The 19322-nt window shown below is 34.2% G+C and carries 15 protein-coding genes and 6 pseudogenes; 7 read left to right on the top strand and 14 right to left on the bottom strand.

From position 1 onward, the window contains the following. Positions 1-189: 189 nt before the first annotated feature. From JFU18_RS01240 to JFU18_RS01230, 3 genes are all read right to left on the bottom strand, one after another. Positions 190-1986: a Xaa-Pro dipeptidyl-peptidase gene (locus tag JFU18_RS01240; protein ID WP_201033930.1), complete on the bottom strand. Its 1797-nt coding sequence runs from the start codon at positions 1984-1986 to the stop codon at positions 190-192. A 136-nt stretch (positions 1987-2122) separates the two neighbouring features. Next, complete coding sequence (locus JFU18_RS01235) at positions 2123-3499, bottom strand: sensor histidine kinase (protein ID WP_201033931.1); 1377 nt, start codon at positions 3497-3499, stop codon at positions 2123-2125. Then, the gene (locus JFU18_RS01230) at positions 3492-4139 is read right to left on the bottom strand and encodes a response regulator transcription factor (RefSeq protein WP_000865958.1); all 648 of its coding nucleotides are present in this window, start codon (positions 4137-4139) and stop codon (positions 3492-3494) included. The genes JFU18_RS01235 and JFU18_RS01230 overlap by 8 nt, the downstream gene beginning before the upstream one ends. Before the next feature lie 121 nt (positions 4140-4260). On the opposite strand from JFU18_RS01230, the gene JFU18_RS01225 reads away from it, so the two are divergent. Next, positions 4261-4677 carry a hypothetical protein gene (locus tag JFU18_RS01225; protein ID WP_201050198.1) on the top strand — a complete coding sequence of 139 codons (417 nt, stop codon included), beginning with the start codon at positions 4261-4263 and terminating at the stop codon, positions 4675-4677. A gap of 43 nt (positions 4678-4720) precedes the next feature. Here JFU18_RS01225 and JFU18_RS01220 read toward each other — a convergent pair whose 3' ends face one another. Next, positions 4721-5218, bottom strand: coding sequence for a DinB family protein (locus JFU18_RS01220; protein ID WP_201031218.1), 498 nt, complete (start codon positions 5216-5218; stop codon positions 4721-4723). A gap of 97 nt (positions 5219-5315) precedes the next feature. Next, on the bottom strand, positions 5316-5627 hold the full coding sequence (locus tag JFU18_RS01215) for a GNAT family N-acetyltransferase (protein ID WP_242486470.1): 312 nt from the start codon (positions 5625-5627) through the stop codon (positions 5316-5318). A 121-nt stretch (positions 5628-5748) separates the two neighbouring features. Here JFU18_RS01215 and JFU18_RS01210 point away from each other — a divergent pair. Then, positions 5749-6669 (top strand): annotated as a pseudogene (locus JFU18_RS01210) (serine hydrolase domain-containing protein); the annotation flags it as partial. A gap of 423 nt (positions 6670-7092) precedes the next feature. Here JFU18_RS01210 and JFU18_RS01205 read toward each other — a convergent pair. Then, positions 7093-9177 carry a serine hydrolase domain-containing protein gene (locus tag JFU18_RS01205; protein WP_201033932.1) on the bottom strand — a complete coding sequence of 695 codons (2085 nt, stop codon included), beginning with the start codon at positions 9175-9177 and terminating at the stop codon, positions 7093-7095. 94 nt (positions 9178-9271) lie between these two features. After that, positions 9272-9597 (bottom strand): annotated as a pseudogene (locus JFU18_RS01200) (serine hydrolase domain-containing protein); the annotation flags it as partial. Positions 9598-9833: 236 nt separating this feature from the next. On the opposite strand from JFU18_RS01200, the pseudogene JFU18_RS01195 reads away from it, so the two are divergent. After that, positions 9834-10499: pseudogene (locus JFU18_RS01195) on the top strand (transposase); the annotation flags it as partial. Positions 10500-10635: 136 nt separating this feature from the next. Here JFU18_RS01195 and JFU18_RS30620 read toward each other — a convergent pair. Both JFU18_RS30620 and JFU18_RS29705 read right to left on the bottom strand, forming a co-directional pair. Continuing rightward, positions 10636-10716, bottom strand: a pseudogene (locus JFU18_RS30620) (GNAT family N-acetyltransferase); the annotation flags it as partial. A 357-nt stretch (positions 10717-11073) separates the two neighbouring features. Continuing rightward, positions 11074-11151: pseudogene (locus JFU18_RS29705) on the bottom strand (alpha/beta hydrolase); the annotation flags it as partial. Between the two features lie 355 nt (positions 11152-11506). Here JFU18_RS29705 and JFU18_RS01185 point away from each other — a divergent pair. Beyond that, positions 11507-11710 (top strand): hypothetical protein, encoded by a 204-nt coding sequence (locus JFU18_RS01185; RefSeq protein ID WP_144506412.1) that lies wholly within the window; start codon positions 11507-11509, stop codon positions 11708-11710. Positions 11711-11877: 167 nt separating this feature from the next. Continuing rightward, the gene (locus JFU18_RS01180; protein ID WP_201033933.1) at positions 11878-12081 is read left to right on the top strand and encodes a hypothetical protein; all 204 of its coding nucleotides are present in this window, start codon (positions 11878-11880) and stop codon (positions 12079-12081) included. 78 nt (positions 12082-12159) lie between these two features. Here the strand turns inward: JFU18_RS01180 and JFU18_RS01175 are convergent, their stop codons facing one another. Beyond that, positions 12160-13020 (bottom strand): DegV family protein, encoded by an 861-nt coding sequence (locus tag JFU18_RS01175; RefSeq protein ID WP_201033934.1) that lies wholly within the window; start codon positions 13018-13020, stop codon positions 12160-12162. Positions 13021-13247: 227 nt separating this feature from the next. On the opposite strand from JFU18_RS01175, the gene JFU18_RS01170 reads away from it, so the two are divergent. Further along, complete coding sequence (locus JFU18_RS01170) at positions 13248-13679, top strand: GNAT family N-acetyltransferase (protein WP_201033935.1); 432 nt, start codon at positions 13248-13250, stop codon at positions 13677-13679. A gap of 234 nt (positions 13680-13913) precedes the next feature. Here JFU18_RS01170 and JFU18_RS01165 read toward each other — a convergent pair. From JFU18_RS01165 to JFU18_RS01155, 3 genes and pseudogenes are all read right to left on the bottom strand, one after another. Continuing rightward, positions 13914-14795, bottom strand: a pseudogene (locus JFU18_RS01165) (BC_2427 family protein); the annotation flags it as partial. A 162-nt stretch (positions 14796-14957) separates the two neighbouring features. Then, positions 14958-15650 (bottom strand): CsxC family protein, encoded by a 693-nt coding sequence (locus JFU18_RS01160; RefSeq protein WP_201031226.1) that lies wholly within the window; start codon positions 15648-15650, stop codon positions 14958-14960. Between the two features lie 505 nt (positions 15651-16155). Next, positions 16156-16926 carry a GNAT family N-acetyltransferase gene (locus tag JFU18_RS01155; RefSeq protein WP_201050196.1) on the bottom strand — a complete coding sequence of 257 codons (771 nt, stop codon included), beginning with the start codon at positions 16924-16926 and terminating at the stop codon, positions 16156-16158. A gap of 447 nt (positions 16927-17373) precedes the next feature. Between JFU18_RS01155 and ycaC the strand changes: the two genes are divergently transcribed. Next, positions 17374-18009, top strand: a complete 636-nt coding sequence (ycaC, locus tag JFU18_RS01150; protein WP_201033936.1) for an isochorismate family cysteine hydrolase YcaC — start codon at positions 17374-17376, stop codon at positions 18007-18009. Positions 18010-18295: 286 nt separating this feature from the next. Here the strand turns inward: ycaC and JFU18_RS01145 are convergent, their stop codons facing one another. Then, entirely contained in the window at positions 18296-19075 is a 780-nt protein-coding gene (locus JFU18_RS01145) for a BC_2878 family exosporium-associated protein (protein ID WP_201050194.1), read from the bottom strand. Between the last annotated feature and the right edge of the window lie 247 nt (positions 19076-19322).

Here is a 19322-nt window from a genome sequence, read left to right as displayed (position 1 = left end):
TTTACTTAATCTTTCCGTACCTCAAATTTTAATGAGAATTCGAAAGAGCTGACTGTCATAATTTACCACTCACTTTCCATGTAATATATTTACATTGTATACTATTTCCTCGCGATTGAACATATAAAAGTTGAAAATTCTGATTATAAACAAAGGGCTTACTATAGTAAGCTCTTTATCAAAAACTATTTATTTCACAATCGGCAATGTCACTTCACTCAATTTCACCGTTAGCTTCGTTCCTGCTTTCGGTCTAATTGTATAATCGTAATCACTTGCGATTAAAACAACCCCCATTTGATGCCCTGCTTTAAATACATAATCATCTGGCTGCATGTCCCATGTAAATGTGTAATCTTTACCAGGTTGAATCGCTGTTGAATTTTCTATACTATTTAAGTTTTGCGGATCCATCCAACCTCTCGTTACAATTTCAGGCCTCGCTCCGCCATAATCAACAAGTAAAGCTGTTAAATTTGAAACAGATCGATCAATATTTCCTGTTATTGAAATTTTAGGCGTACCACTTATTCGCATATCTTTTTGCAGTACAGGCATTGTATATACTAATCGATTCGCTATTTCTAACTCAGGGTTTTCTACTAGTTGATTTGACTTTATTTTGGCATCATCTACTAATGAGAAAACATTGTTTACTGATCCCATACTTAATGGTAGATTGACTGCTTTATTACTTAAATACATACGGACTTTTGATGGTACAGCTGCTGGATCTGGCCAATTTTTTATTTTTTGCCACGATTTATTTTCACGTTGTACATCTACCATCGGTTCATCCATAATTCCATTTTCAATTCCATATAACCAATAATCGAACCATTTATTTTGGGTTTGTTGCCAGTTATTACTTGATGTTCCGCCGTGTCCACCTTGATGTAACCACATTTTACGAGGAACATTATTTTCGCCAAGAGCTTCCCACCACTGTGAGAACTGCTTCGTTTTTACATTCCAATCATTTAAACCGTGAACAACAAACACACTAGCCTTCACATTCTTAACATCTTTTACATAGTTACGTTTATCCCAAAAATCGTTATAATCGCCTGTTTTACGATCTTGTCCAGCTGTTAGTTCTTTAATAATTTGCCCGCAAACTTCAGGGTTCTTTCTTGTTAGTACTGCTTCAGCCATATTATCTGTATCTTCTCCTTGATAACCACCCGGCGCAATAACCGCCCCATTTGCACGATAATAATCATACCAACTACTAATCGCTGCGATTGGAATAATTGTTTTTAACCCTTCCACTCCTGTCGTTGCGACAGCATTTGGTAACGTACCATTATAAGAAACTCCTGTCATCCCTACATTTCCCGTAGACCAATTCGCATTTACTTCCTTACCATCCTCTGTATATGCTTTTGCACGACCATTCACCCAATCAATTACAGACTTCGTCCCAAGTATTTCTTGCTCATCTCCAGTTGTCGGACATCCATCTGATTTTCCAGTTCCGATACTTTCACCTAAAATGACTGCATATCCTCTCGGAACATAATAATTACCATAAGATCCAAGATTAACTGCCCCATACGGTTTTCCTTCATACGCATACAATTCTTCATCAACATTATAAACAGGAACATCTTTTAATCCAGATCGATATGGACTCATTTCATAAATAACGGGGACTTTCACATCTGGATTCGTCTTTGGACGCATAACCTTTACTGATACACGATCTTTTTTACCATCTCTATCACTATCGACTTCTGTCTCTACAAATAAATTTTCAATAATTGCTTCATCAAGAGAATAGATTGGTTTTGTCATCCCATTTTCCAATTGAATTTTTGTGTTTGGAGTTAAAGCTTCTGAAATTTGACCATTTAACTTAATATCACTCCCTTTTACAGAGCTCCCTTCCTTATTTTCTGCATGTGCAGTCATACTAGAAACTCCTGAAGTAATTGTTAAAGATAATATAGTTGAAAGTGTTATTGCTAATTTCTTTTTCCTCATGCCCTTCCCTCCCCATATATTCCTTCTTTTACTATACATTAAAATTACAGAAAATTCAGTTTATATTTTATGGAAAGTTGAGAAATTTGTAAAACATTCGAATCTTTCAAGATAATAGAAAAGGAACTAATAACAATTAGTTCCTTTCTATATACATATAAAATTGTATTTCTCCATCTTCTACCGAAACTCCGTATTCAAAACCATGTCTTTCTAATATACTTTTTACAATCGCTAATCCTAATCCAGTACCTGATTTTTCTTTACTGCGAGAAGATTCTAATACGTAAAAAGGCTCCCAAATTTTATCTATCTCTTTAATTACCTCAGCAGCAATACCATTTTGAATTTGAAAATACACAATGCCATTTTTCTCTTCTAATGTGATTTTTATATTTTGATTCGTTGTATATTTTATCGCATTAGAAATTAAATTTTGAAAGACCATTCTCATTTTATTTAAATCAGCATAAACAATCGTGTCACCAACACTATAGTTCACTTGCAACTTGATTTCTTTCGACTCCAGTTCAATCTTATGCTTATCTATTATACTTTGTACTAGTGGTTCAATAGGGAATTCTTCTTTTTGTAAAATATCTCTTTCTAGTTTAGAAAATCGCAATAACTCTTCAATTAAATTTGAAATTTGATCTGTTTGTTTAATGATTGTATCAACATATGTGCCATCATCTAAACCGTCTTTTATTCCCATAGAATATGCTTTTACTAATGCGATTGGTGTTTTTAATTCATGAGTTACATCGCCCATAAATCGTTTTAAGTGGTCATTTCGATCTGTTAAATCTTGATGTGCTTCCTGTAATTTATCACTCATAATGTTTATACTATTTGCTAAATCACCTATTTCATCATTCGTTTTAACTTTCGTCCGTTTAAATTTCAGACGTGAAATATCTTCTGCGACATCACTCAATTCATTCAGTGGTGTAGTGATTGTTTTTGAAAAAATCCAGACGAGCACAATAATAAGAAGTAGTGAGAATCCCAAAATGTATAAATAAAATGAGTTAAGCGTTTTAATTACTTCATTTGAATGTGCTATAGAAACTCCTACTAAAATCAACATATCATCTTTCGCAATGTATTTCGCAAAAAAACTAGATTTTATCTTTTCTTGATCATATATTTTATTCGATTGTCCGAGGTTCTTCACTTTCGTAATTTCTTCTTTTGTAATCCAAAGTTTATTCAATGCAACTCTCTTTTTTGTAAGTTGCATGCGTAATTCTTCATTAATAGCATCTTCTGAACTATTTATTGATGTATAAGCAATCGTAACATTACCTTCATTTTCAATACGATTTATAGCATCATCCAGTTCTTTACGCGGTATTGACTGGATTTGCGCTGTAATGCCTTCTAAGCTTTCGCGTGTTTTGTGCACATTATATTTTGGTAAAAAATAGTTAATTAATAATAAAGAGATGGAAAAAATAAGGATGACTGTTAAAGAGATGCTGAAAAATAACTTTTTACCGAGTTTATTCACACTCTTCCTCCAAACTGTATCCTAAACCGCGATGTGTCTTTATAATATTTTCTCCTATTTTTTTACGTAATCTTCTTACATGCGTATCAACCGTTCGCTCTTCCCCAAAATAATCAAATCCCCAGACGATATCTAACAACTTTTTCCTCGTTAAAATCGTGCCTTTATGATTTAAAAAACACTTTATTAATTGTAATTCTGTCTTTGTAATGTCTAGTTCTTTCTCGTTTTTATATACTTTATTTTTAGTGAAATCTATTTTTAAATCTTGAACTTGAATAACATCTTCATGCTGTACAAGCTTTTTCGCTCGCGTAATTAGCACTCCTGGGTGAAATGGTTTTTTCACATACTCATCTGCCCCACTTTGAAGAGCTGCTAATTCATCTTCACTTTCACTTTTCGCAGTAAGCATTAATACTTTTACACTCGAATTCTTTTTTATTTCCTGACAGACAGTAATACCACTACTTTTCGGCATCATCCAGTCTAAAATAGCTAAGTCAATTTTCTCATCATAAAATATTTGAAGTGCTTCCTCTCCATCTTTTGCTAATAAAACTTCGAAGCCTTCTTTTTCAAAATATGCTTTTAAAATTTTCAGCATATCTTGTTCATCATCCGCGATTAATACTTTCATTACAATTCCTCCGTTACTTATAAACAAATATCAATTTTATCATACAACTTCTTTGTTACATCAATGTGACATAAAAATATTTACAACGTTTGAGGGTATAGTAAGCGTGAGGTGTTGTTTCATGTTCAAAAAAATAGGAGCCATTACTCTTCTCTTCTTTTTATTATCAACAAATGCGTTCGCAAATACAAATAAACAAATTGAAGTATTTGATTGTAAAAAAGAAATGGTCGTTCAAAAACAATCTTTAGATCCACCTATTCAAAAAGAAGCTGTTCAATATGCTAAATCCATTACTGGCCCGTTCAAAAACTTAAACGTCGTTCCAAAAGATGGTCACATGATAAAAATCCCTTTATCTAAACCAGTTTCTATTACAAATCAATGGTTACATACAACAATTGATGAGGTACTTATCCTTCTCCCACTTAATGAAAAACCTTACATTATGCTTTACGATGATGAGAATAATCCACATTTTTATTATGTAAAAGGTAATCCGAAGGTTTTATTGAAACAAATGAATGTTAAATTATAATTAAAAAAGATCCCGCAAGTATCATTCGCGGGATCTTTCTTTATCAGTTAACAACTTGATTTTCATTTAAAAAATTAATAATCTGCCTTTTGTGATGGTTATCGTGATCTACGAATTCTTTAATAATATATATTAGAGAGTACGGCATTCCAGTATGAGGACAATATGATACTCCATTGGAAGTTAAATGTTCCTTTAGCTTTCCAATAGACAGTCGGTTAAGCTCTTGAACAAGTAAATCTCTTTTAGCTTGTGCTTCTTCAAGAAGTTTTATCTTAGATATACCTGATTTTGCATAATTAGAGGCTAGTTTATTATATGTATCAAAGTCAGGGAACTCCATTCCCTGTCCATCTCTCACTGATGATAATGTCTCACGTAAAAGATAGTCATCCCAATTCATAATATGAGATACAATCTCACCAATAGTCCATTTCCCCTCTGATATTGGCGCTGTCCACAATTCTTCTTTCATACCTTTCAATGTGGTTATCCACATTGAATAATCTTTAAAATCATTAATAATTTTATTTTCTCCCATCATCTAATCCCCATTCTAATAGTAGATTCAAATAAATTATACCATAAATCTACACAACTCAGAACAAACGTTCTTTTGGAGATCAAATAATAATTCACTACATCCTTTTATCTAAGTTTAGATAATGGCTTGTTCCTACATACATTTTCCCTTTCACAAATCCACTCGAAGTATAAAATTGATCCCCCTGTTCTGTATCTGTATGTAAGACAACAATAGTAAAATAGATTTTTGCATCGCTTAAGATTCTCCCTAACAGTAACCTTCCAAATCCTTTCCGCCGGTAATCTTTTGCAATATAAAATCTCCTTAACCTACCAATCTTATTGTCTTCTGTATACAGATTTTCATTTATACCTCCAATCCCAATTAGCCTTTCCCCTTGAAAAATGCCATATAACACATCCATCAACTTAAGAAAAGTAAACACCCCAAAAACAAAAAAATGAGCTGACTTCTCAAAATAACTAACTGTAGAGAAAGAAAAATTTCATTTAGTGGGTACTTCAAAACCTTAGCTTGATGGCGATGGGGTAGCGAATCTGAGCACCAAGCAACCAATGAAAACAGATTTTCGCTTTCGCATTGGCAGCGTGACGAAGACGTTCACAGCAACGGTTGTACTTCAATTAGTCGGAGAGAACCGCTTGAATCTAGACGACTACATCGAAAAATGGTTGCCTGGTGTCATTCAAGGAAACGGATATGATGGTAACCAGATTACTATTCGGCACATATTGAACCATACAAGTGGTATCGCTGAATACTCAAGGTCAAAAGACGCTGACTTTACGGATACAAAAAAATCGTATACGGCTGAAGAGTTAGTGAAGATGGGGATTTCTCTGCCCCCGGACTTTGCCCCAGGAAAGGGCTGGTCTTATTCAAACACAGGATACGTATTACTAGGTATTCTTATTGAAAAAGTAACCGGAAACAGCTATGCGGAAGAGATTGAAAGTCGGATTATTGAACCGCTTGAATTGTCGAATACATTCCTACCAGGCAATTCAAGCGTTATTCCAGGCACCAAGCATGCCCGTGGATATGTCCAACCAGACGGAGTAAGTGAGCTAAAAGACGTTACTTATTATAACCCAAGTGCAGGTAGCTCAGCTGGAGATATGATTTCTACTGCTGACGACTTAAATAAATTCTTCTCTTACTTGCTCGGGGGTAAATTACTGAAAGAACAGCAACTAAAACAAATGCTTACTACAGTTCCTACAGGAAAAGAAGGAATCGATGGATATGGTCTTGGAATCTATGAAACTAAGCTTCCAAACGATGTCTCGATATGGGGACACACAGGTGGCATTCTAGGGTTTACTACTCTTGTTGGAGGTAAACTTGGAGGCAAGCATACGTTGGTCGTCAATTGGAATAGTTTGGGTAGAACTGATAGTCCTAATCCCTTTAAAAATATTTTACTTGCTGAATTTAGCAAGTAGGAAAAAAGGAAAAATTTATCGTAGTTTTCATAGTTAAAAATATACTTTTCTAGTTCAAAAGCCCCAACTTATTTTCAAGAAAAATTTGGGGCTTTTTTTGTTTTGGTGGCGTTTATTCTTCTTAAGTTGATGTGTGAGTGTGCCATGTTGGTTAAAATTAGTATCCGAAACACCTCGGATAATTCCTACATCGTATAGGGCTTGTACATCATAATGCCGGCTGCGAACGTATTTACACCGAGAAGATGAGTGGGGCAAAAGATGATTGCCAAGAACTGGTATGCTAGCTGTTCTTGCAGAGTTTGAGCGTGATATTATTCGTGGAAAGCCTCTTCATAAAGATCATACGTAAATACAAACAAAACCAGCAAAACACCTCTTCTGTGTCGTACTGGTTTTGTTGAAGTCCATCTAGAATTGTAGCTAGTTCAACGTGATTGCAAATTCCGAGTTCGGCGCGCCAGCAAATACAACCGTTCCGTTCTTCGGCAGTTTTACTTTGTTATTACCGCTCACAACGGTAAAATTGACACATACTCCCTTCTCATCATACACCGCGAACGAACTCTTCGATGGCAACGCCACGGTCATCGTTTTCCCCGCTGCCGCTTGTGGGATCGTAAACCATTTCGCATACCCATTTGCTTGCAGCGTAACTTTGGATGATTGGCCTGCATCAAGCGGTTTTACGCTGGATCCACTTACGTATAACAATCCGGCCATCTCCATATATTCACTGCCGCCTTCTGTATAGAAATGAGTTTCCGTCGTATCACGGCCATTCATCACTGGGATTTGGAGCTGATGCGCCGCGGTGTTCGGACCTGTAATTTTTCTGCCGTCCCAATAGCCCGCCAGGCCTTCCTTGCGAGTAATTTCTGTGGTAATAAGTTTCGGTTGAACGAGATATTCAATAGAACTAAATTTCTCGTTCACGAGATAGAACTTGACGCCTTCCCGCTTCGCCCATGCGGCAGCGGTTTTCTTCGATAGCACGTTGTCTTCTAGTTTCTCGGCTAAATAGTGAGTCATCACATTTTGCCCTAAGCCTGGCGTCGATTTATATGTGCTCTCCTTCAAATAAGTTCTTCCATTCTTCTCAGTGACGAAGTTGAGCTTGGAAGTACCCTTCTCATTAATAAAGCTTCCATTCGCAGTATATACATATTTTTCTTCTCGATTAGATGGTAAGAACAGTTCTCCATTCTTCGTAATTTCTATTTTGAAATGACTGTCGCTATTGCCGTAAAAGCCCGCTTTCTTCGCCACGTCTTGAGGCATCTTGGCCTTGACCGGCTTGCCAAAGGATTTGTTTGGCTTAATTTCCTTAATTGTACCCTTCTCTTTAAGCGCGGCGAGCAGTAATTCAGTTGCCAGTAGTTGATTTGTAGAGCTTTGCCCGCCGGATGACAACACAGCCACTGCCATCTTCTGTTCCGGAAGCACGACCAGTATAGCATGTTGCAGTGACGTGTCGCCGCCCTTAGCCAAGCCTTTTATCCCATATTCACTGAATGGGTATAGTTTCACACTATCCCAGCCAAGACCATAGTTAAAAATATTATCTCCATCCCCCGGCCACATTCCTTTTTTATATTCCTCTTGCTCCATCGCCTTGACTGCCTTATCAGAGAGGATCCCTTTTCCCTGTCCCATAAATAATTGTGAGAATCGTACCATATCTTCTGCCGTGGAAGAGATCCCTCCCGAACCAATCACATTCACCGATTCAATGGGAAGTTGCCCTTGGTACGTCGGAAAATAAAGTTCAGCCCGCTTTTCGCCTTCCCATTTGTCCTGCGGCGTTTTCGTATGATTCAGCTTTAAGGGTTCTGTAAACCGTTGATGTAGAAATTCGGTAAAGCTCATACCGCTGACTCTTTCCACCAAAATCTCAGCCAGCGTAAAGCCGTCGTTGCAGTATACCGAGAGCGCGCCAGGATCCGCCTTCAAGCTTTGGTTGGACAATTGCCGCAACAAGACATCATGGGCATAGGTATCATTATCGTTAAATAAAAATGCATTACTTAACGTGGAACCTTGCAAGCCGGAGGAGTGGTTTAACAGCATACGCGGCGTAATGCGTTTGTACCGCTCGTCTTTCATCTTGAAATCAGGAACATAGTGGACGACAGGAGCATCCAAATCGACTTTTCCTTCGTCGACCAATTTCATTACAGCCGTTGCTGCATACATTTTACTGACTGAACCAATCCCGTATAGAGTATCTTTAGTCAGCAATTGTTTCCTTTTCATATCGTTCTTGTCTGTCTGACCCGACAAAATAAGTTTGCCATTATCAATCAGCGCATACTGCACGCTAGTCGTCCCATGGGACTTCGTGAGTAGGGCAGCCTTATCTGCCGCAATCTTCTCCAGTTCTTGGCTAGCAACTTCTTGGTTAGCTACAACCGGAGTCTTACTGCTAGAAGACGCCATCGCGCCTGTTGGTAGGGTCATCGTTAGCGCCAATGTAGCGGCTAATACCCCAGATAGTTTATTTTTCATGAGAGAATTGCCTCCTTAGATAAGTGATCGATTTAATCACTTATTTGTTTAACTATAAAAAACATGACAAAATCTATCCGTTTTTCCTCTTTGCCTACTTGCTAAATTCAGCAAGTAAAATATTTTTATAAAAATCAGGACTGTCAGATTTACCCAAGCCGTTAAAATTGACGGCTAACGTATGCTTACCTCCAAGTGTGCCTCCAGCAAAAGTAAGAAACCCTGGAATGGCGTCTCCGTGTCCCATATCGAGACACCGTTTGGAAGCTTAATTTCATAGATTGCAAGACTATACCCATCGATCCCTTTTCTTCCTGTAGGAACTGTAGTAAGCATTTGTTTTAGTTGCTGTTCCTTCAGTCATTTGCCACTGAATAAGTAAGAGAAGAATTTGTTTAAGTCGTCAGCAGTAGAAATCATATATCTGTTCCGCCTTTCATGCTTATTTATATTTTGATCATACACAATGAAAATCTCTTTTTCCTTACCTATTCCTTACAAATCCCTTACGTTCAAAATAGCTTCTATAATAGGGGTCACCATACATGCCCATAAACTTAAGAGATTTTAATACTCTTAGGTACTAAAAAACGTTATTCTTTCTAAACAAGCTAGAATAGAAAGGATGACGTTTTCTTATGAATCTCTCGATTCAAGATGAACTACAACCTGGAGGAACATTGGAATTAAAAAATGCTTATATTGGTGATAAACAACAACTGTTCGCACGTGTAATTTTTAATCGATTAACAGAAAAACAACTTCAAAAACGACGAGCGAAAATTTCGGAAAAAGAAAAATCCCAAAATAGATCGTACTCGGAGAAAAGTAAAATGGTAGCGGGATTAAACGTGTACGTGACGAATACACCTTGGGAATGGGTTCCGATGGAACAGGTACATGAGTTATATACTTTGCGTTGGCAAATAGAGATTGTCTTTAAAACGTGGAAATCACTCTTCAAAATAGACCATTATCGTAATGTAAAACAGGAACGATTAGAGTGCCAACTATATGGAAAGCTAATCGCTATTTCCCTTTGCTCCTCTACTATGTTTAAAATGCGCCAACTTCTTTTACAAAAGAAGAAAAGAGAATTAAGCGAATATAAAGCGATAGGAATGATCCAAGATTATCTATATCTTTTGTATCAAGCTATACAGAAAGACACCCAAGAAATAACAAAGATTCTAATCCGTCTATTCCACCTATTACAGAAAAATGGGCGGAAATCTCATCGATATGAGAAGAAAACAGTTTTTGATATTATGGGTGTTGTCTATGAGTATAGTGGACTTAGAAAACAAAAGAAAGCTGCATAATCTTTAAAAATGATACCTACCTAGGTTTATTTGGCATGCTCATCTTTAAGAATAAAAAGTGTTTTAAGAGTGTTGTAGTTTATTTGAACGAAAGTTCATTTTGTTTCTGTTCTTAAGTTGATGGGTATGATGCCATATAAACATTCACTAGTTTTATTAGGAAATTAAATCCTTCGTCTTTGCTTTCTTGAACAAGATAATCGTGTTCGTATATCATTAAATCTTCAATTCGTTAAATATGTATATCTTTCAAGTAAATTCCTCCTTAATATGAAAATACATAAAAATGCTCAAGAATCATTTATTCTGAGCATTTTTATGATTGTTACTTTATTCAATTCGTAGTATGCGTATTCTTCACTTCAGATGTAAATCGATAATATAATTGTTTAAGTTCTATACATTTAAAGGTATGTGTACTCAAAAATCATTAATAAAGTTGTTTAATTCTTATTGAACTAAAGCACTTGTTTGTTTAAGTGAATACATTCACATTTATAATGTCTCTCAAGTATAATATCAGTTTATATATTCACCATTCTTCTCTAACAGGTTCAAGAAAAATTGTAATTTGTTAATCGATATGTTTGTGTAACCACTGTCCAAATATCTTTAACTGTTTTTCAATATGAAAGTAATGTTCACCTGTCTCCGTATCAACTATTTAAATTGTACATTCATACTTTGATTATTTCTATACTTCTTGTTAAATTAAATGGTAAAAAATCGGTTTTTTCGGCTATTTTTTTCATACAATTTTACTACTTGTTATTAACAAAGACAGCGCCATATACTTGAATTACGATAAACTTAATAAAAGGGATTTAACTAAATGTAAACTATCATTCCTAATTTGGATAGTATGGTTGGTTAAACTTGCCGATTACATAGAGAGCATCTATTGTAAATCCGAAAGAAATTAATTAATCTTAATAGATTGATTATAACCGTCATATCCTATAAGTTCGTTTATCGAATTATTTATTAAATATGAAAGGATGATAAACATGATTGTAAGACTTAAAAATGAATCAGCACGAAAAATAGTAAGATATGTTGGAGGGGCCGTTTTACTTTTAATAATCGCTTCTTTCCTTTATCAGTGGAAAAATGACTTAGTAATTGATCATACTGAAAGAATCAGCTTTGCACTAGCTATCACTACTTTTCTATCTACCTTCTTACCTTTTAAAGAGAAAGTTAAGAAGTAATTACATATTTTTCATTCGCATAAAACATTTATTTTAGAATTTAAAAAAGATTCATCAAATGTTAACTATCTTTCTTGATTTAAATAGGCTTAATAGATGAATTCCAAATATCACATCCTATAAGTTAGTTCATCGAATTATTTATTAAATATGAAAGGGCGATAAATATGATTGTAAAACCTAAAAACAATTCAACACGAAAAATAGTAAGATATGTTGGAGGAGCCGCTACTCTTTTAATACTAGCATCCTTCCTTTATCAGTGGAACAATGGTTTAGTAGTTGATGATACTGAAACATTTGGTTTCATGCTAGCCTTCACCGGTTTCCTAACTACCTTCTTACCTACTAAAAAGAAAGCTACTAACTAATAAATAATTACATATTTTTTTATTAACATAAAACAATTATATTAGAATAAAAAAAGGATTGATCAAAAGATCAATCCTTTACTCTACTTCATTTAAGAAGAACAATGTTAACGCACCAGGTCCTGTATGCGCTCCGATTGCTGCTCCAATTGTATTTACGATAAATACTTCACAGCCGAATCTTTCAGTAATTAATGCTTTTAATGCTTCGGCAGTTTCTAAATCATCACCGTGAGTCATACCGATTGTTTGACCTTTAAGGTCTTTCCCGCGCTCTTCCATAATATCAACAATTCGGCTTAATACTTTCTTTTTCCCTCTTACCTTTTCAAGTGGTACAAGTTTTCCTTCATCCACATTTAAAATTGGCTTAATGTTTAATAAACCACCGATGAAACCGGCTACTTTACTTAAACGTCCACCTCTAACAAGGTACTGTAAGTCAGCTACAGTGAAGATATGTTCCATATGCTCCATTAGAAAAGCGACACGGTTTAATATTACTTCTTTTGATGCGCCCTCTTTTGCCATTTTTGCAGCCTCTAATACGACAATACCTTGACCGAGTGAGGCACATTTTGTATCGATAATTTCTAAATCTAAATCAGTGTATGTTTCTTTCACTTCTTTTTTAATGAGAACTGACGATTGATATGTACCAGACAATTCAGATGAAAAGGCTAAATATATACAAGGGTTACCTTCCTTTGCATAGGAAACAAATTTTTCTTGGAATGTTTCAAGTGAAGGCAATGACGTTTTATAAATTGCGCCTTCTCTCATTTTTTGCAGTAATGTAACTGATTTTAATGTAACCCCATCTAAATACTCTGTTTCTGCTTCATCATATACACGGAGTGGAATTAAATCTATATCATATGCTTGCAGCAATTCTACCGGTAAATCCGCCGCACTATCCGTAATGATTTTAACGCCCATTTTTAAACCTCTATTCTGTTATAAATATATAAAAAAATAAAATAAAAATATTACTTTTAAATTATATACGTAAAACAAGAATGAAGAAAGGGAAAGTACTTTATATTATATGCACTCTTCCTCAAAACTTGAACTGTTAAGAAAAATGATTTTGATTTATCCTCTTTTCACTAGTTATTGAGCCATATATAATGAGAATATTAATACTTTTCCAAAGGTGGTTACTTATGAGTATACAACTAGCTACTTCTAAAGATTTAGAATGGATTAATAATCAATACGAATCAATAGGATTTGTACCAAGTGATTTAAAGCGCGATAAGGTTGCGATTATTACATACAACGGCGAGTATGCAGGTGTAGGTCGTTTAGTTCAAATTGATGAAGATACTATTGAAATGGGTGGTATTTTCATACTTCCTAAATTTAGAGGCTTACAATTAGCCGGAGAACTCGTTTTATTTTTAGTACAAGCAGCGAAGGAATTACATATTCAAAATGTATTTTGTCTCCCTTTCGAGGAATTAAGAAACTTTTATAAAAAATACGGTTTTACTGAAGTCGATACTACGCAAGAGGTTGTCCATCCAATTATTCTAAAAAAATATAATTGGTGTTTAAAAACTTATGATAAACATGTATTACTATTTAAGTTTTGAGTTTTCTATAATAGGTGGGGGTACACGTTGTATTACACCTTATGTTTTAACAAAGGTTTACCCATTTCACCTATTTAAGTAACTTGTTTTTCCAATCAATCTGTCAATTGTATTTCACATCTTTCCACATCGCTTATTAGTTAGCTCGTTTACAAACTTACTAACACTATTTTTAAGTCTCTCTATTATATATTCCTGAAGAAATTTTCAGCTAATTGATGGAGATATGATTTTTTATGTAATCCGCACTCGCACTTCCTGTTCTTGTAATACTTGAATGATTAATTCTAATACAATATTTTGCATTAGTTGATACACATTATCATGCGATGTACTTTGTTCTATAATATATGCAACCCTTTGAAAGATATAACCTTCTACAAGTAAGCTCCCTTTTTCAAAGGTACGCGGATTCTTTCCTTTCTTTTTTATTTTTGGTAATGAAATTTCATTTTTTGTCAAAATAATTTCCTGTGACACCTCTTTTATTCCTATTACTTTTTCTTTAAATACTATCTTTTCTTGCAAACTAATTTCACCTTTATACCTACCTATTTCTATTGGTAGTTTCGCTGTTACATATTTATTTAATTCTCCTTCCCTTTCCTTTTCTAATATCCTACTGTGGATAGGAACCCACGAAGATGTCTCTATCCTATTTTCTTCAATATCACCTTTGACTTTTTGATTAGAGAACTCTAAAAGTACTCTCTCTTCATGAAGATTTGAAGAAACTAAATGACAATACGCCTCTCCATGATAATGATGCACTGTAGTTAATAACTTTGAATCTAATTCTCTACACCCTGCATTTTTTTCATTTTGAAATACAAATTCTTCTTGATTTCCCACACTAATATTAGGAAACTTTAAAAAACTAGACACTTCGGAAATAATGGAAAATGGGGTTTTCACTATAATGGAACGTACTGAATTATTTATTTCTGATTCTGAATCTACAACTTCTTTTTCTAATTCCGCAACTTCAACTTCTTTCTCTGAATCTGAAGCTAGACCTTCCGATCCAGATACTTCCTTATTTTCTAGTTTTACCTTGTGACTGTAATTACCCGGTGTGTTTAGCTTTTTTGCTTTATAAATTTTGTGCCCCACTTCGGCACCAACCCATGGCTTATTCATGATCATCCGCCCCCGTCTCCATTTAATAAATTTTGAACAGATCTATGTTTTTATGTTCACATCATTCTCCTCTTTATATATGTTTTATAATAAAAAAAGACATTGTCTTCGTTACGAAAGACAATGCCTTTTCTATTACTAGGCTTGTACTTGTTGTACTTGTAACACTTTTAAAGTAAGGTCTAATACAATTTTTTCACGTAGTGTATCAAACGAATCATTTAAAGGTGTAGGGCATGGTGAAAAATCTAACTCAAAGAAATTAGCAGCAATTAATTCACAATACGGTTGCTCATTATAATAAACTGTGTTTTCAAAGAAGTACTTGTCCAAACGAGGCAAATCGCCATTCTTAGGGTTAATGAAATGAGAAGCTGCGTCTGAAGAAGCTGCAATTATAGGTTGCGTAAGGAAATCTGCTGCTGTTAAGTCTGCAAATCCGTAAAAATTAACATTAGCAATGCGATCATATAAAGCTGCATTACATTCGTTAGATGCATATTCAATATTTTTACGAATATAGCCTTCTACGAATAGTTTCGCTCTTGTAACTCGGCGATAATTTGTACCCGGAATTGGTGAGAATGCTACTGGAACTAACTTACATTGAGTTAAAAATACATTTTTCAATACCCTTTTAATTTCAACAGCTGGAGGATCAAGTGGAATATCTGCTTCTACAACGATTTGTACTGTTCTCTCCGCTAAGACAACTGGCACCTTAATTAATGCATTTGGCGTAACAATTGGTGCTGCAGCCTGATCAGCTAAAGGTATTTGATTTTGTGCCCCAACTTGGCATGGTACATTAATCGGACATTGTTCACTCATATTTTATAATCTCCTTTTATATAAAAAATTTAGAGTTTTTTAACTCTCTTTACTGTATATGTACTTTTTCTATTAATGCGTGGGTTTGTATCATAGTCATTTTTATCATTTACAAAGTAAGAGATTCATTTCTTCTTGATAGTTACAAACACATAAATTAATATACGGAGCCTATACGAATATCTACCTATATAAAATAGAATTTCTCGATCTTTTTACGATAGAACTAATAAGAATACTAAAATTAATTTTTAAAGAGTCTTTTACTCTATCTAGCAAAGGATATATTTAATAAGAATCATTTCCCCACTTAATAAAATCCATAAAATAGAACATCACGACTATTGTCCCCTTCAATAAAAAAATAAAAACCGACTAAAAAAGCCGGTTTTTGTACTCAATAAATTGTAAAATCCTCTTATTATTGAACTAATTATTTTATTCTAGTCATCTGCCTTTTCCTTTAAGTTCTTTATTTTGTACAAATCGTACAATCCCTGCTCATTCATCTATTATTCACAAAATAAGTATCATACGCCTTATCAAAAACATAACCTAGCTTTTCTGCTAATTTGGCAGAAGTACTATTCGCTGCATCCCAGTTTGGATATTTCCCCTGTTCTAAACAATTCAATATTAAGGCCGCACTAACTACAGTCGCTAAACCCTTTCTTCTATGATTCGGATCAGTAGCAAGTTCGATTTCAATACCACCATCATAAATACTATATGATGATGCGCCACATACGACTTCTCCATCATATAAAATACTATAGCCTATGCCACGATCTATATAATCATCTATTGATCGAAATTGACTTGTAAAATCTTCAGAAACCTTATGTAATGTTGGGTTATTCACAATATGCTCATCTATTTTTCTCAATTCATATCCTTTTGGAAGTGCAGTTATAAAAGATTTTAATTTTGAGCCATTAAATACTTCTGGATTTCGTTTAAATTTATATCGTAAAAACTTATCTATTTTTCTTTCAGAGAATGCTTCTAAACGCTTTTTCCATTCATCACTATTTACGATTACTAGAATTCTTTCAGGGATGTTACGTAATAACTCTTCTGTTTCTTTTGCATTTGGATCCCCGACGTAAAATGTGAAAATCCCTACCGTAATTTGCGCTACTGTCGGATTTTCAAGATCATTCACCCAAGCAGTTCCCATATGTCCTTGTAAATAAGAAAGTAAAACAACATTATTGAAATCCTCAAACATAGAAAATAATTTTTTTCTTGTATGTATATTCGCTTCATATATCATTTACATTCCCGCTTTCCTTAAAATCAACTAGGCTCAACATTTTCATGAGTTAACTTTTATTAGTATTCTTATACACACTTATTTATTATCTAAGTAAATGTCTATGAAACTCAACTCTCAAATATCAAATAATTATAAATTATACGTAAATGCAAATTTATTATAACATCTAATTACATTGAAATGATTTTCCAATCAAGAATTGCTATTTTCAGATTCATTTTAATCCTCATATCTCATTTTCTATTTACAGGTAAAAACATTACTATTTACTCAATAAATACATTGTTCACCAAAACGAAAAATTTGTAATTCCTCAACATAAAATAAAAGCATCTTAATATTCTAATGAAACCTATTTATTGATAAATTTTTGCATGTATACCAAATCAAGATAAATAACTGTAAGATTGATTTATAAATAAACTTTTTAAGGGGGATTATTAAATGTCTGATTTGTATTCTCGTCTTTCAAAAAGTGATGCCGCGGTTCTTCTAGTGGATCATCAAACTGGCCTTATTTCCAGCCTAGTGCGTGACTATGGTGTTGATGAGTTCAAGAACAATGTTTTAGCGCTTGCTAATACCGCTAATTTTTTTGATTTACCGGTTATTTTAACGACTAGCTTCGAAGATGGTCCTAACGGTCCACTTATGCAAGAATTAATTGAACTATTTCCGAATGCGCCTAAAATAGCACGTCCTGGACAAATTAACGCGTGGGACAATGATGAATTTGTAAAAGCTATTGAAGCAACCGGTAAAAAACAGTTAATTATCGCAGGTGTCGTTACTGATGTTTGTGTTGCGTTCCCAGCTCTATCAGCTATAAATGCAGGGTATGAGGTATTTGTTGTAACGGATGCATCTGGAACTTTTAGTAAACAAGTTGCTGATGCTGCCCTTATGCGCATGGCTCACGGAGGAGTCCAGCTAATGAATTGGTTTAGCGTTGCAGCAGAATTACAGCGTGACTGGCGAAATGATGTTGAAGGCTTTGGAGCTTTACTTGCTAAGCATCTTCCAAGTTATCAAAATATCATCGGAAGCTATATGGGAGCTCAAAAAGAATTTAGTAAATAAATTAATTCTTGATTAAACTTGATATCAATTTTGAATAACTATGTAAACTCAATAAACACTACCAATAGCTATTTTACATAATTAAGAAAAGGGCTGCTTTAATAGCCCTTTTCTTAATTGCTTTACCAATATTGTATGTTCCTCCGTCACTATATTTAAATTACAAATAGCAATTATTAGTACAACTAGCCATCCTATTTACTTCTAACATCCATACTAACAAAGCGATTTCTTCCGTTACTACAATCCGCCTCGTATATTTTAAGAGGATTAATCAATAGGTACGTTATAGCTCCTTCTTAGAAATAAAAGATTCCGTCGCACCATTTTTATATATTTTGGTCAACTTAATAATCGACTTGTACGTATTATTGTCATCCACTATCATTTTTTTCATCTCTTCTATTTCGGCATTGCCAGTTCCACTCTCTATTTTTAAACAGTTCGAAATGGAAAGGTATCCGCTTGATACTAAAATAATAATAAAAGTAACATCAAGGAAATTAATAAATAGCAATCCATAGTTCAAAGGATCCCCAGCTGGATGCGATAAAAGCAATCGGAAATCTAGTAGTTCTGGCACTTGAACAAAATCTTTAGAAACAATCGCTTCACCTACTATTGTAATTTGCTTTACTACATTCCCAAGTTCATCTGTAAATTCAATACATCTAGGCGCATTAATTGTTTTTGCTTGTAGAGATAAATTCAATTCAGAATTATAAAAATCGAAAAAGAGTGTACTTCCCTCCGTTAAACACTGTGGACAAACATTTCCAAGGAGACTAAAATCCTCTTCAATAAATTTAACTTTCGCTTTACAACTACACACTTTTCCTATTCGAATCGCATCAATCCTTGAACAATCTACAAATATTACCTCATTGTCTTCTTGTGCAAATGAAACTATACCTTTTATCTCATTAAATGAAATGAAATATGATACAACTATTTCGTTTCCGTCTATTGTGATACTCTCAATCCTAGAATAAGGATCTAAACTTTTCAAAAATTCACATATACTATTTTGACAACATTGACAATTTCGTTTCGGCTCGCAATCCACTTACATTCAATCCCTTCCCTATATGTTTTTATCTAATACACATAATATGAGCGGGATATATGAAAAGCTTGGACAATATAATTTTAACGTAAGGATATAATTTGTTACGCCTAACATCAATATGGAAATTACACCAATAATAAGTAATAACACATAATTTTTACTATAAATACATATAACAATTTCATCTTTCAATGAAAAAGCGTTATAATGAGGTGCAGCCTCTAAGATTACGTAATAAAGGAGA

The sequence above is a fragment of the Bacillus sp. TH22 genome (assembly GCF_016651015.1).
In the GTDB taxonomy this organism is placed as follows: Bacteria; Bacillota; Bacilli; order Bacillales; family Bacillaceae_G; genus Bacillus_A; species Bacillus_A mycoides.
This window is presented reverse-complemented; position numbering and strand designations above follow the sequence as displayed.

Coding starts and splice junctions, on each gene's coding strand:
- JFU18_RS01175 (WP_201033934.1), bottom strand. CDS start 13,020: ATGGGCGTTAAAATCATTACGGATAGTGCGGCGGATTTACCGGTAGAA.
- JFU18_RS01240 (WP_201033930.1), bottom strand. CDS start 1,986: ATGAGGAAAAAGAAATTAGCAATAACACTTTCAACTATATTATCTTTA.
- JFU18_RS01230 (WP_000865958.1), bottom strand. CDS start 4,139: ATGAAAGTATTAATCGCGGATGATGAACAAGATATGCTGAAAATTTTA.
- ycaC (WP_201033936.1), top strand. CDS start 17,374: ATGTCTGATTTGTATTCTCGTCTTTCAAAAAGTGATGCCGCGGTTCTT.
- JFU18_RS01180 (WP_201033933.1), top strand. CDS start 11,878: ATGATTGTAAAACCTAAAAACAATTCAACACGAAAAATAGTAAGATAT.
- JFU18_RS01215 (WP_242486470.1), bottom strand. CDS start 5,627: ATGGATGTGTTATATGGCATTTTTCAAGGGGAAAGGCTAATTGGGATT.
- JFU18_RS01155 (WP_201050196.1), bottom strand. CDS start 16,926: ATGATATATGAAGCGAATATACATACAAGAAAAAAATTATTTTCTATG.
- JFU18_RS01170 (WP_201033935.1), top strand. CDS start 13,248: ATGAGTATACAACTAGCTACTTCTAAAGATTTAGAATGGATTAATAAT.
- JFU18_RS01220 (WP_201031218.1), bottom strand. CDS start 5,218: ATGGGAGAAAATAAAATTATTAATGATTTTAAAGATTATTCAATGTGG.
- JFU18_RS01225 (WP_201050198.1), top strand. CDS start 4,261: ATGTTCAAAAAAATAGGAGCCATTACTCTTCTCTTCTTTTTATTATCA.
- JFU18_RS01160 (WP_201031226.1), bottom strand. CDS start 15,650: ATGAGTGAACAATGTCCGATTAATGTACCATGCCAAGTTGGGGCACAA.
- JFU18_RS01185 (WP_144506412.1), top strand. CDS start 11,507: ATGATTGTAAGACTTAAAAATGAATCAGCACGAAAAATAGTAAGATAT.
- JFU18_RS01205 (WP_201033932.1), bottom strand. CDS start 9,177: ATGAAAAATAAACTATCTGGGGTATTAGCCGCTACATTGGCGCTAACG.